The organism is Streptomyces sp. NPDC030165, assembly GCF_055573595.1.
In genome coordinates, this window is sequence record NZ_JBVIBD010000006.1 from 441,123 (window position 1) to 453,791 (window position 12,669).

Consider the following 12,669-nt stretch of genomic DNA (forward strand, 5'->3'; position numbering starts at 1 on the left):
ACGCAGGGCGGCACCGCAACCCACCCGACAGCGACAGCGCAACGCACCCGACAACGGCAGCGGCAACACACCCGTCCCCCACACCCGCACCGGTACGGGCTCTGCCTCCAGCACCGGCTCCGGCACCGGCACCGGCACCGGCACCACATCCGGCTGCCCACCCGCCCCCGTACCGGCACCAGCCCCCCTCCTCACCCCGGATAAACCGGCGCCGTCCCCTCCTTGGCCACTGTCTTCCAGTTCGCGTCCTGCGGCAGCCGTACTATCCCTTCGGCCCCGTCCGCGACCAGCGGCCTCGCCTCGTCCTCCGAAGCCGTCACCGCCTTGACCCCGTTGACGCCGGGCAGGGCCTGCGCACTCGACGCCGAGCCGTCCGTCTCCATGTACTGCATCTGCTGCACCCCGCCGGACTGCCTGCCGACGACCACGAGCCGGCTGCCGCCCGCCCACGAGGCCGCCACCACGTCCTCCAACTGGGGCGCGATGGGGCGCAGTTCCTCCACCGACAGCACCGGACGCTGCGCCGTGCCGCCGCGTTCGACCCGGCCGAGCTGCAGCGTCGTACGTCCCTTGTCCTCGACCAGCACCGCGATGCGGATGCCGTCGGACGCCACCTTGATCGCCTTGATCCGCCGGTCGCCGAGGCCGGGCACCGTCACCACGTCCGGCGTGCCCTTGCCCTCGCGCAGGCGCAGCAGCCGCGAGCCCTTGTCGCTGCGGTCCGCTATCCACAGGTCGCCCAGGCCGTCCCAACTGGGCGCCGAGAACCCGTCCTTGGCGGTGCTGTGCAGCACCGCCGGGCCGCGTTCGGTGCCGTACTCCAGCGGTGCCACGTACAGCGACCTGCCGTCGGCCGAGACGCCCGCCGCGGTGTCCTCCCCGCGCGAGATCGCGATCGAACTCAGCGGGGTCTTGCCGGACCCGAACGGTCCCGGCACCGGACGCGGTTCCGTGGTCGTGTCCGGCATGCTGACCACCTTCTGGTCAGCGTCGATGAAGTACTCCTGGACGGGCCGCCCGGCGTGCTTGCGTGGCGCGAACTCGCTGTTGGCGCGGTCCTGCGACAGGACGCACAGCCGGTTGCCGCCCTCGTCCTGCAGCTCCACCTCACTGATCTTCGACGCCCGGGTGATGTCCTGGACGGTGAAGAACAGCTGGGCCGCCATCCGCCGGCACTGCCCCGGCCCGGCCGCGGCCGCCCGCTTGCTCAGCTTCACCCGCAGCGCGTTGGAGTCGTCGAGGGACAGGCCGCTGCTCTTGAGCGCGGTGCCCGTCGGGAACGCGGAGGCGGTGACCTGATTCAGCCAGTTCGTGGGCCCCTCCAGCAGCGCGGTCACGCTCGCGGTGACCGGGTCTATCCGCTGCCGCAGGTAGACGGGGTCGGCAACCAGCACGTTGTGGCCCGCCTTGGCCGACTGCGCCTCCGACTTGTAGTCGGCGAAGTAGTACTTGTTGACGGAACGGTAGATCCGCTGGAAGTCGGACTGCCCGAGCACCAGACCGTTGGGCAGCCGGTCGATGCGCCACTGCCCGTCCTCCTTGGTCAGGTGGATGGTCTGCTTGTACGCCTGTTCCTCCGGCGTGTAGGCGTGATTGCGGTCGACGGTGGCGACCTGACTGCCGGACAGCGTGATCGTGTAGCCGTTCGGGTCCTCGCGGTTGGACTGCCCCACGGGCTCGGCCTTCGGGCGCTGCTGCAGCACCTTCGTCGCGGAGAACGGCCGCCACGTCTTCTTCGCCGCCTTGGCCAGATACTGCACGGCCGTACTGAAGTCCACCTCGTCGCTCGTCGTCGCGTCGAGGAAGCCGCTGACGATCTCCGTGGGCTGTGCCCCGTCCTGCGGCGGCACACCGTAGACCCGTACCTGTGAGTCGGCCTCCGCCCGCGGCGACTGGTCGACCGCCTGCATGTCCCCGCTGTCCGGCATCGTCGCGCACCCGGCCAGCAGCAACGCGCCGCATCCGAGCACCGCGCCCGTACGGAAGGCCCTGCCGCGCGCCTCCAGGCGCACCCGCGCACCGCCATCGGCGCGCGCCTCAGCGCTCACGCTCACCGCTCCGGCGCGCTTCTCCGCACACCCCGAGGTACGCGCACCAGCCCTCGCCCTGGAGCCCACCTCAGCCCCCGTGGGTACGGCCGTCTCACCACTCATCTCAGCACTCGCGCCCAGGCCCGCTTCAGTGCCCACGAACCTCGTCCTCCCGCTCAGCGCTTTCTCTGCCGCCGTCCTTCCCGTTCGGGCCGCTTCCGTTCCCGTTGTCCGGCGCGCCCCCGTGCCCGCGCGCACCACCGCGTAGGCCGTTGCCGCGCGCGCCCCCGCCGGCCTCACCGTTCCGGCCCGCGCCGTCTCCCGCCGCTCCGGCACCGTCCGCGCCGGCGCCTGTACGGACATCCGTCCGGGCCTCCGTACGCTCCTCCGGTGACCGCTGTGCAGGCGTACACGCCGGAGCGCCGGCCGCAGAACGCACCGTGGCGTGCTGCTCCAGCGGCCACGGTTCCGCCAGCCGCTGCTGCGCCGGAATGGCGGCCGTCCTCCGTACCGCCGCCGCGCCGCGCGGCAGCCCCGAGCCGGCCGTCTGCCGGTTGCGCCGGGAGTCCTCCGGTTCGAGCGGTATCGGCGAGCCGCGCAGCGCCTCCCCCGCCGTACGCGGCAGCGTCAGCCGGAACTGGGACCCGCCGCCCGGCTCGCCCCACGCCTGCAGCCAGCCGCCGTGCAGCCGCGCGTCCTCGACCGCGATCGACAGCCCCAGCCCCGTACCGCCGGTCGTACGGGCCCGCGCCGGGTCCGCGCGCCAGAAGCGGTTGAACACCCGGGCCGCCTCGCCCGGCTTGAGGCCGACACCGTAGTCGCGTACGGCGATGGCGACCGCGCCGCCGTTCCGGCCGCCGGCCGCGGCCAGCCGCACCACGACGTCCCGGCCCTCGCCGTGCTCCACCGCGTTGACGACGAGGTTGCGCAGCACCCGCTCCACGCGGCGGGCGTCCGCCTCCGCGATCACCGGCTGTTCGGCGCCGCGCACCAGGATCCGGCTGCCCTTGCGCTCCGCCAGCGGTTCGGCGCCCTCGATGACGCGGTGCACCACGTCCCGCAGGTCGATCGGCTCGGCCTCCAGGGCGGCAGCGCCCGCGTCGAATCGGCTGATCTCCAGCAATTCGGCGAGCAGCGACTCGAAGCGGTCGAGCTGCCCGCGCAGCAGCTCGGCGGAGCGCGCCGTCACCGGATCGAAGTCCTCGCGCGCGTCGTGGATGACGTCGGCGGCCATCCGTACGGTCGTCAGCGGTGTGCGCAGCTCGTGCGACACGTCGGAGACGAAGCGCCGCTGCATCCGGGACAGCTCCTCCAGCTGCTGGATCTTGACCTGGAGGTTCTGCGCCATCTTGTTGAAGGACTCGCCGAGGCGGGCGATGTCGTCCTCGCCGGTGACCTTCATGCGTTCCTGGAGGAGCCCGGCGGCCAACCGCTCGGAGATGCCCGCCGCCATGCGTACGGGCGTGACGACCTGCCGCACCACGAGCCAGGCGATCGCGCCGAGCAGCACGACCACGAACACCCCGGCCGTCGCCAGGGTGCCCTTCACCAGGCTCAGCGACTTCTCCTCCTGGCTGAACGGGAAGAGGTAGTAGAGCTGGTACGGGTTGCTGTTGACGTCGTTGAGCCGCTTGCCGATGATGATCGCCGGTTCGCTCTCCTCCGATCCCACGCGCTTGATCTGCGTGGACTGGCGGAAGGTGCCGGTCTTGGTGTCGAGCATCTGGCGCATCTCGGCGGGCACGCTGCGCTCGGGGTCGACGTCCCCGGAGGCGCGCGGGCCGCGGGTGTCCGGGCTGCTGTCCCCGAACGGCTCCTCGACGGCCGATCCGGAGCTGAGCGCCACCACGGAGAAGACGCCCTGCCCGCCACTGGCGAGCTGTTCGACCAGGCTGGTCAGCCAGGTCGCGGAGTCCTGCGAGCCGCGGCTGCCGGAGCGTACGGGGTCATCCCCGCGGCTGTCGGTGGTGCCGTCGGCCAGCTTCTGGGCCACGGCGAACCCGCCGGCCGCCTGGCTCTGCGCCGCCTGCCGCTTGGCCTCCAGCAGCCCGTTGCGGACCTGCCCGATGACCACGACGCCGAGCAGCAGCACCACACCCAGCGACATCAGCAGGGTCGTGGCGACCACACGGAGCTGGATGTTACGGCGCCACAGGCGCAGCGCGGGCAGCAACGGACGGCGTATCCAGCGGCCGAAGAGCCGCAGCATCGGGTGGACGGGGCCGGCCGTGGCCCCGTCGGGCAGCAGCCGTGCGGGCATGCCCCGGAGCCGGTCTCCGGGCCGTTCGGACCGCCCCGGACGGGCAGCGGACCGCGCCGTCTCACCACCGGTCCGCTCAGCGGCCTGCCCGCCGTGCTCCCGGCCGCCGCCTGCGTCCCGGCTCCCGCGGTCAGGGCTCCCGGCGCCCTGGCCATCGGCGCGTACGGTCGCCTCGTGACCTGCGCGTACGGTCGCCTCGCCCTGACCGGCGCCTTCGGACCCGCTGTCCTGTCCGGGCGCCCGTCGGTCGAGTGGCCGCCCGTCCGCCCCTTTGGTCAGCCGACCGGACAACCGGCCAAACAACCGCCCAGAAAGGGACATATCCCCCGCCGGGCGGACGGTCCGCCCCCGCTCGTCCTCCGGGGCCGAACCATCCCGGGACATATCAGCTGGGTCCGGCCTTATAGCCGACACCGCGCACGGTCACCACGATCTCCGGGCGCTCCGGGTCCTTCTCGACCTTGGAGCGCAGCCGCTGCACGTGGACGTTGACCAGCCGGGTGTCGGCGGCGTGCCGGTAGCCCCAGACCTGTTCGAGCAGCACCTCACGCGTGAACACCTGCCACGGCTTGCGGGCCAGCGCCACCAGCAGGTCGAACTCCAGCGGGGTCAGCGCTATCGACTGGCCGCTGCGCTTGACCGAGTGCCCGGCCACGTCGATGACCAGGTCACCGATGGCCAGCTGCTCGGGCGCCGGCTCCTCCGAGCGGCGCAGCCGGGCCCGGATACGGGCCACCAGCTCCTTGGGCTTGAACGGCTTGACGATGTAGTCGTCCGCCCCCGACTCCAGGCCGACCACCACGTCGACCGTGTCACTCTTCGCGGTCAGCATGACGATCGGCACACCGGACTCGGCGCGGATGAGCCGGCACACCTCTATGCCGTCCCTCCCGGGCAGCATGAGGTCGAGCAGCACGAGGTCCGGCTTGGTCTCCCGGAAGGCGGCGAGCGCCTTGTCCCCGTCCGAGACGAACGACGGTTCAAAGCCTTCGCCGCGCAGCACGATGCCGAGCATCTCTGCCAGTGCGGTGTCGTCGTCGACGACCAGGACGCGTCCCTTCATTCGGCCATCATCCCATTACCTGATCGTGACTTACCCAATCGTGATGTGGAACACAGCTCCGCGAGGCCGCCCGGAGTGACCGGTGAGACCACTCCCGCCTCGGTGACGATGGCCGTCACCAGCTCGGCCGGCGTCACGTCGAAGGCGGGGTTGTAGGCCAGCGCGCCCAGCGGAGCCACCGGCACCCCGGTGCCGGCCTCCGTCCCGGCGCCGGGCACGTACGGCACCGCGATCTCCGTCACCTCGTGCCCGGGCCGCTGCTCCACCTCTATGAGCGCACCGTCCGCCGTGTCCAGGTCCACCGTGCTGGTCGGCGCCACCACCACGAACGGCACGTGGTGGTACCGGGCCAGCACGGCCAGCGGGTAGCTGCCCACCTTGTTGGCGACCGCGCCGTCCGCCGTGATCCGGTCGGCGCCGATCAGTACGGCGTCCACCTCGCCCGCCGCGAAGAGCGATCCGGCCGCCCCGTCCGCGAGCACCGTGTACGGCATGCCCGTACGCGCCGCCTCGTACGCGGTCAACCGCGCGCCCTGCAGCAGCGGCCGGGTCTCGTCGACCCACAGCCGCCGCAGCTCACCGGCCCGGTGCGCCGCCAGCGCCACCGCCAGGGCGGTGCCCTCGCCTCCGGAGACCAGCGCGCCGGTGTTGCAGTGGGTGAGGATGCGGTGCCCTCCGCCGGGCACCAGCTCGCCCAGGAGCGCCAGCCCGTGCGCGGCCATCCGGACGCTGGCCTCGGCGTCCTCCGCATGGACCGCCCGGGCCTCGGCCAGCGCCGCGGCGGCGGCCCGCTCACGGTTCGCCCCGCTCTCGACGGCGTCACGGTAGGCGCCTGCCGCCCTGCGGACGCCGTACTCCAGGTTGACCGCCGTCGGGCGGGCGTGCGCCAGGGTGCCGGCCGCGTCGGCCACATCGAACCCCCGCGCGGCGGCCAGGGCGACTCCGTACGCCCCGGCGATGCCCAGCAGCGGAGCGCCGCGCACAGCCAGCGTTCGAATCGCCTGCACCAGAGCCGGAACGTCCGTACACACCAGTTCGACTTCTTCGGACGGCAGCCGTGTCTGATCAAGGAGAACCAGTACGGGCCCCTCGGGAAGCTCCTCCCAACGCAGTGACGGAACCACGGGAGCGTCGGCGCCCGCCTCGGACTTCTCGTAGCGATCGGCCATCCGCCCAGTCTGCCGCCGACAACGGGCGGAGCAGAAGGGCCCCCTCGTGCAAGGGCGCTCCCCCGGACAAGGGGCCGGGGACGCGGGCCCCTGTGCCATGACACGATGACAGGCACTGCGGACGCCGCACCCCGGCCGTTCGAACGGGCGGGAAGCATGAAGGAGCGACGATGAACAACTCTCCGGGCTGGGCCTCGCCCGGATCCTCCCCCTCCGACGAGCCGGACCGCACCGCGCAGGACCAGCCAGGCACCACGGGACCCGCCGACTCGAACGCTCCCGCCGGCTCCGCCGGTACGGCAGGCCCTGCGGACCCCTCGGGCCCGGCCGACACCGAGCCGGCCGGCGACTCCTCGGTACCTCCGCAGTGGTCCAAGGAACAGCCCCCCGCCCAACAGTGGTCCGCACCCGCCGGCGGCTCCGGCCGCGGCGGACAGAGCGGCCCCGGCCCACAGCGCGGTCCCGGCGGTCAGGGCGGCTGGAGCGGCCGGCAGCCCGGCTGGGGCGGTCAGCCGGGGTGGAGCGCCCCCTGGGCACCGCCGCCCGCGGCCAAGCCCGGCGTGATCCCGCTCCGCCCGCTCGGCGTCGGCGAGATCCTGGACGGCGCGGTGTCCACCATGCGCGCCCACTGGCGCACCGTCCTCGGGATCTCCCTGGTCGTGGCGGTCGTCGCGCAGACGGCGGACACGCTCGTCGCCGGGCTCTGGTTCCGCAACGCCGGCAATCTGTCCTCGTTGCAGAACAACCCCGACGCCACCCTGAGTGAAGTGATGGACGCCTTCGGCTCCGCTCTCGCGGGCAGCGCCGTCACCTCGCTGATCGGGCTGCTGAGCACGATCGTCATCACCGCGATGCTCACCATCGTCGTCAGCCGGGCCGTCCTGGGGCGCCCGGTGACGGCCGGCGAGGCCTGGCGGGACTCCCGCGGCCGGCTGCCGCGGCTGCTCGGCCTGCTGCTCCTGCTGCCCCTCATGGCCGCGGCCGTCATCGCCGTGGGCACGGTGCCCGGCATCATCGTCGCGGCCGTGGGCCCGGGTGCCCCCGCCGCGCTGCTCATCATGCTCGGCGGCCTGGCCGGGGCCGTCGTGGGCGTCTGGCTGTGGGTCCGCTTCAGCCTCGCCGCTCCGGCGCTGATGCTGGAGAAGCAGGGCGTCATCGCCTCCATGCGGCGCTCCGCCAAGCTGGTGCGCGGCGCGTGGTGGCGGGTCCTGGGCGTCCAGCTCCTCACGTACCTGCTGGTCGCCGTCGTGCAGCTGATCGTCCAGGTGCCGGCCACCATCGTCGCCGTCCTCCTCGGCGGCGAGAGCTTCACGGCCTGGAGCAACGGGGAGGGCAGCACCGGCTGGACGTTCCTGATCGTGCTGGCCGTCGGCACCGTGATCACTTCCACGGTCACCTACCCCATCAGCGCGGGCGTCACGGCGCTGCTCTACATGGACCAGCGGATCCGCCGCGAGGCCCTCGACCTCGAACTCGCCCGCGCCGCCGGCCTGCCCGGCTATGGTGCGGACGTGCCCGGCCCGCAGGCTCCCGGCCCGCACGGCCCGGGGCCGGACAGCACCGGCCAGGGCCCGGCCGGCAGCACCCCGGGAAGCTGATGCGGTGACGGGGGCGGGGAGGACTGCCGTGCTCGCACGTCTGATGTCGGGCTCCGGCGAGGACGGACCGGTGCGGGTTCCGCGGGTGCCCGCCCGTGAGGCGGCCGAACGCGAACTCGCCGATCCGCGGTACCACCAGAACGACCCGAACCTGCTCCAGCGCGCCCTGGACTGGTTCTGGGACCGCATCGGTGACCTCTTCGAAGCCGCTGCCGGGGCCACACCGGGCGGCTGGACCGGTCTCCTCGCCGTCGTCCTCCTGGTCCTGCTGCTCGCCGTCGCCCTCCGGCTCCGGCTGGGTGCCCTGCGCCGCACCCCCGCCTCCGGGGGCGGCGCACTCTTCGGGGACCGCCCGCGTACGGCCGCGGAACACCGTGCCGCCGCCGAACGGCACGCGGCCGACAGCCGCTGGACCGGGGCCGTCCAGGAACGGATGCGGGCCATCGTCCTCGCCCTGGAAGAACGCACACTGCTCACTCCAGGCCCGGGCCGTACCGCCGACGAGGCCGCGTCGGACGCGGGCCGGGTCCTGCCCGCCCACGCCGAACGCCTGCACGCCGCCGCCCGTACCTTCGACGACGTCACGTACGGCGGCCGCCCGGGCACCGCACAGGAATATGCCGCCCTGAGCACCCTCGACACCGATCTCCAGCGCAGCAAGCCCCAGCTGGCCACCGCTCCCCACGGGAGCGGCACATGAACGCCACGACAACCGGACTCACGACCGGCACCACGTCGCTCGCACCGACCACGCGCCGCCTGTGGACCCGCTCGCGCGGGCTGCTCGCCGGGCTCCTCGTCCTCATCCTGAGCGGCGTCGGACTCGCGGTCCTGCGGTCCGGGGACCAGCACGGTCGCCTCGATCCCCGCTCGGTGGACCGCTACGGCAGTGGCGCGGTCGCCGCGCTCCTCGCCGACCGCGGTGTCGACACCCGCGTCGTGACCACCACGGAGGAGGCCGCCACCGCAGCCGGCCCGGACACCACCGTGCTGGTCGCCGCCCCGGACCTGCTGACCCGCCGCCAGCTGGACACCCTCCACCGGGCCACCGGCCGCACGGCAGGACGCACCGTCCTGCTCACACCGGGCCCGGCCGCCCTGGACGTCTTCGCGCCCGGCACCGGGACCGAGACGCCCGCCGACGTGAAGCCACTGTCCCCGGGCTGTGCCCTGCCCGCCGCGCGGGCCGCGGGCGACGCCGAACTCGGCGGTCTGCGCTACTCGACATCCGTCCGCTCCGCCGACCGCTGCTACCCCAGCGACGGCGCGGCCACCCTGCTGCGCCTGCCCTCCACGGCCGGCGGCGACACCGTCCTGCTCGGCGCCCCGGACATCCTCTACAACCACCGCCTCGCCGAACGCGGCAACGCCTCGCTCGCCCTGCAACTGCTCGGTTCGCACAAGCATCTGGTCTGGTACCTCCCCTCCGTCAGTGATCCTTCGTCCACGCAGGACGGCCGGCGCGGTTTCTTCGACCTCATCCCCTCCGGCTGGCGCTGGGCACTGCTCCAGCTCCTCGTCGCAGCCGCTCTCGCGGGCTTCTGGCGGGCCCGCCGGCTCGGCCCGCTCGTCCCCGAACGCCTCCCGGTCACCGTCCCCGCCGCCGAGACGACGGAGGGACACGCCCGCCTCTACCAGCAGGCAGGCGCCCGCGACCGGGCCGCCGACGTCCTACGAGCCGCCACCCGCACCCGGCTCGCCCCGCTCACCGGCGTGACTCCCAAGCACGCCCACACCCCCGACATCCTTCTCCCGGCGGTCTCCGCACGACTGGCCGCGGACGCGGAGACCGGCACCGCCCTGCACTCCCTGTTGTTCGGGCCCGCGCCCGCCGACGACAAGGCCCTGGTCGCCCTGGCCGACCAACTCGACAACCTCGAACGTTCGATCCTGTCCCCAGAGAGGCACGCCCCCCGTGAGCACCCCGACAGCTGACAGCGCCCGAGCCTCGCTGGAGGCCGTACGCACCGAGATCGCCAAGGCCGTCGTAGGCCAGGACCCGACCGTCACCGGCCTGGTCGTCGCGCTGCTCTGCCGCGGACACGTCCTCCTCGAAGGCGTCCCCGGTGTCGCCAAGACCCTGCTCGTCCGCGCGCTCTCGGCGACCCTGGAACTCGACACCAAGCGCGTTCAGTTCACCCCCGATCTCATGCCGAGCGACGTCACCGGCTCGCTCGTCTACGACTCACGCACCTCGCAGTTCTCCTTCCAGCCCGGCCCCGTCTTCACCAACCTGCTGCTCGCCGACGAGATCAACCGCACCCCGCCCAAGACCCAGGCGTCCCTCCTAGAAGCCATGGAGGAGCGCCAGGTCACCGTCGACGGCACGCCTCGCCCGCTTCCCGAGCCCTTCCTGGTCGCCGCCACGCAGAACCCCGTCGAGTACGAAGGCACCTATCCGCTGCCCGAGGCCCAACTCGACCGGTTCCTGCTGAAGCTGACGGTCCCGCTGCCCGCCCGCCAGGACGAGGTCGACATCCTCACCCGGCACGCCCAGGGCTTCAGCCCGCGTGACCTCGACGCGGCCGGCCTGCGTCCCGTCGCCGGCCCCGCCGATCTCGAAGCCGCCCGGGCCGCGGTGGCCAAGACCGCCGTATCCCCCGAGGTCACCGGTTACATCGTCGATATCTGCCGTGCCACGCGCGAATCCCCCTCGCTCTCCCTCGGCGTCTCACCCCGAGGCGCCACCGCCCTGCTCTCCACCTCCCGGGCCTGGGCCTGGCTCACCGGCCGCGACTACGTCATCCCCGACGACGTCAAAGCCCTGGCCCTGCCCACGCTCCGGCACCGCGTCCAACTCCGCCCGGAGGCCGAGATGGAAGGAGTCACCGCCGACTCCGTCATCAACTCCGTCCTCGCCCACCTTCCCGTCCCCCGCTGAGACCGAGCCGTGGCCCTGACCGGACGCACCGCCCTCATCTCCGCCCTCGGAGCCCTCTTCGTCGGCCTGCTTCTGCCGAGCTGGACCGGCATCCTCACCGTCCAACTCGCCTTGCTGCTAGCAATTTTGTGCGACCTGGCACTCGCCGCGCCAGTGCGGAAGCTCCAGTTCACCCGAACCGGTGAAACATCCGTTCGACTCGGCCAGGAAGCCCGTACGCACCTAGCCATCACCAACCCGGACCGGCGACCGCTGCGCGCGCACCTCCGCGACGCCTGGCCCCCCAGCTCGTTCGCCCCCGGTACCGAGGGCCCGGCGTCCCGTCACCGCGTCCACATTCCCGGCTCCGAGCGGCGCCGCGTCACGACGACGCTCCGCCCCACCCGTCGCGGCGACCACCACGCCGTCCGCGTCACGGTCCGCTCCTACGGCCCCCTCGGCCTCGCGGCCCGCCAAGGCAGCCACCACGTCCCGTGGACCGTCCGCGCCCTGCCGCCCTTCACCAGCCGCAAGCACCTGCCCGGAAAACTGGCCCGGCTGCGCGAACTCGACGGCCGCACCAGCATCCTCACCCGCGGCGAAGGCACCGAGTTCGACAGCCTCCGCGACTACACCCCTGGCGACGACACCCGCTCCATCGACTGGCGCGCCACCGCCCGCCGCCAGGCCGTAGCCGTACGCACCTGGCGGCCGGAACGCGACCGCCGCATCCTCCTGGCCCTCGAAACCGGCCGCACTTCGGCCGGCCGCGTCGGCGACACCCCCCGCCTGGACGCCTCCATGGACGCGGCACTGCTGCTCGCCGCCCTGGCGTCCCGCGCCGGCGACCGCGTCGACCTCCTCGCCTACGACCGCCGGGTACGGGCCTCCGTCCAGGGCCGCGCGGCGGGAGACCTCCTGCCTGCCCTTACCGACGCCCTCGCGCCCCTCGAACCCGAACTCGTCGAAGCGGATGCCCGCGGCCTGGCCGCCGCCATCCACCGCAGTACGCCGCGCCGCTCCCTGATCATCCTGTTCACCGGCCTGGACACGGCCCCGGTCGAGGATGGCCTGCTGCCCGTCCTCCCCGGCCTCACCCAGCGCAACGAAGTCATCGTCGCCGCGGTGGCGGACCCTCGTATCGAGGAGATGGCCGCCGCTCGCCACACACCTCAGGCCGTGTACGCCGCAGCCGCAGCCGAGCAGACCCGCGCGGCCCGCCGCCGTACCGCGGACCGCCTGCGCCGCCACGGCATCACAGTCATCGACTCCACACCGTCCCACCTCGCCCCCGACCTGGCAGACGCGTACCTCTCCCTCAAGTCCTCCGGGCGACTGTAGGCATTCGGCTGCCCGTCGGCGAGCTGGGTCGGGAGCGTACGCATGGCCGCCGCCGCGGAGCCAGCAAGTGCCCTGTCAGGGGCCGGGCAGGGCGCGGACGTAATGGTGTGTGGCGCGAGTACGGGCTTCAGGCAGTGGGGCACGCGTCTAAGGGCTGTCCCGCAAAGATCTTGGCTCCGAGTACGGAGCAACCTGAGGAGTTGGCGAGGTGCTCAGCCGGTGGTTCGTGAGGTGTCCAGGGAACTGGCGAAGACGGCGAGCGTGGCGAAGTCGTTCTTCCGTAGGCCGATCCGCGGGTTGACGTGGTGCAGGAGCCCGGGTCCTTGATGGTGGGCGGTCACGTACGTC

9 protein-coding genes are annotated in these 12,669 nt (G+C 73.0%); 5 read left to right on the forward strand and 4 right to left on the reverse strand.

Going from position 1 to position 12,669, the window contains the following annotated elements; all coding sequences use genetic code 11:
- Positions 1-191 precede the first annotated feature (191 nt).
- The 4 genes from ACZ4Z1_RS15045 to mtnA all read right to left on the reverse strand — a co-directional run bounded on the left by ACZ4Z1_RS15045 (position 192) and on the right by mtnA (position 6,522).
- Positions 192-2,048, reverse strand: a complete 1,857-nt coding sequence (locus tag ACZ4Z1_RS15045) for an LpqB family beta-propeller domain-containing protein (protein ID WP_468487002.1) — start codon at positions 2,046-2,048, stop codon at positions 192-194.
- Between the two features lie 130 nt (positions 2,049-2,178).
- The gene (mtrB, locus tag ACZ4Z1_RS15050) at positions 2,179-4,290 is read right to left on the reverse strand and encodes an MtrAB system histidine kinase MtrB (RefSeq protein ID WP_468487003.1); all 2,112 of its coding nucleotides are present in this window, start codon (positions 4,288-4,290) and stop codon (positions 2,179-2,181) included.
- Between the two features lie 385 nt (positions 4,291-4,675).
- On the reverse strand, positions 4,676-5,353 hold the full coding sequence (mtrA, locus tag ACZ4Z1_RS15055; protein ID WP_030017937.1) for a two-component system response regulator MtrA: 678 nt from the start codon (positions 5,351-5,353) through the stop codon (positions 4,676-4,678).
- Positions 5,350-6,522, reverse strand: a complete 1,173-nt coding sequence (gene mtnA, locus ACZ4Z1_RS15060) for an S-methyl-5-thioribose-1-phosphate isomerase (RefSeq protein WP_468487004.1) — start codon at positions 6,520-6,522, stop codon at positions 5,350-5,352. The genes mtrA and mtnA overlap by 4 nt, the downstream gene beginning before the upstream one ends.
- Before the next feature lie 170 nt (positions 6,523-6,692).
- Here mtnA and ACZ4Z1_RS15065 point away from each other — a divergent pair, with 170 nt between their 5' ends.
- The 5 genes from ACZ4Z1_RS15065 to ACZ4Z1_RS15085 are packed head-to-tail and all read left to right on the forward strand — an operon-like array spanning position 6,693 to position 12,321.
- Complete coding sequence (locus ACZ4Z1_RS15065) at positions 6,693-8,120, forward strand: DUF7847 domain-containing protein (protein WP_468487005.1); 1,428 nt, start codon at positions 6,693-6,695, stop codon at positions 8,118-8,120.
- 43 nt (positions 8,121-8,163) lie between these two features.
- Positions 8,164-8,820 carry a DUF4129 domain-containing protein gene (locus ACZ4Z1_RS15070; RefSeq protein ID WP_468487028.1) on the forward strand — a complete coding sequence of 219 codons (657 nt, stop codon included), beginning with the start codon at positions 8,164-8,166 and terminating at the stop codon, positions 8,818-8,820.
- Complete coding sequence (locus tag ACZ4Z1_RS15075) at positions 8,817-10,055, forward strand: DUF4350 domain-containing protein (RefSeq protein WP_468487006.1); 1,239 nt, start codon at positions 8,817-8,819, stop codon at positions 10,053-10,055. The genes ACZ4Z1_RS15070 and ACZ4Z1_RS15075 overlap by 4 nt, the downstream gene beginning before the upstream one ends.
- Entirely contained in the window at positions 10,036-11,001 is a 966-nt protein-coding gene (locus ACZ4Z1_RS15080; RefSeq protein ID WP_468487007.1) for an AAA family ATPase, read from the forward strand. Before ACZ4Z1_RS15075 ends, ACZ4Z1_RS15080 begins: the two co-directional genes overlap by 20 nt.
- A 9-nt stretch (positions 11,002-11,010) precedes the next feature.
- Complete coding sequence (locus ACZ4Z1_RS15085) at positions 11,011-12,321, forward strand: DUF58 domain-containing protein (RefSeq protein ID WP_468487008.1); 1,311 nt, start codon at positions 11,011-11,013, stop codon at positions 12,319-12,321.
- The last annotated feature ends 348 nt before the right edge of the window (positions 12,322-12,669 follow it).

Bases quoted from the DNA above. Each gene is read 5' to 3' on its own strand.
- mtrB (WP_468487003.1), bottom strand. From the start codon at position 4,290: ATGCCCGCACGGCTGCTGCCCGACGGGGCCACGGCCGGCCCCGTCCAC.
- mtrA (WP_030017937.1), bottom strand. From the start codon at position 5,353: ATGAAGGGACGCGTCCTGGTCGTCGACGACGACACCGCACTGGCAGAG.
- mtnA (WP_468487004.1), bottom strand. From the start codon at position 6,522: ATGGCCGATCGCTACGAGAAGTCCGAGGCGGGCGCCGACGCTCCCGTG.
- ACZ4Z1_RS15065 (WP_468487005.1), top strand. From the start codon at position 6,693: ATGAACAACTCTCCGGGCTGGGCCTCGCCCGGATCCTCCCCCTCCGAC.
- ACZ4Z1_RS15070 (WP_468487028.1), top strand. From the start codon at position 8,164: ATGTCGGGCTCCGGCGAGGACGGACCGGTGCGGGTTCCGCGGGTGCCC.
- ACZ4Z1_RS15075 (WP_468487006.1), top strand. From the start codon at position 8,817: ATGAACGCCACGACAACCGGACTCACGACCGGCACCACGTCGCTCGCA.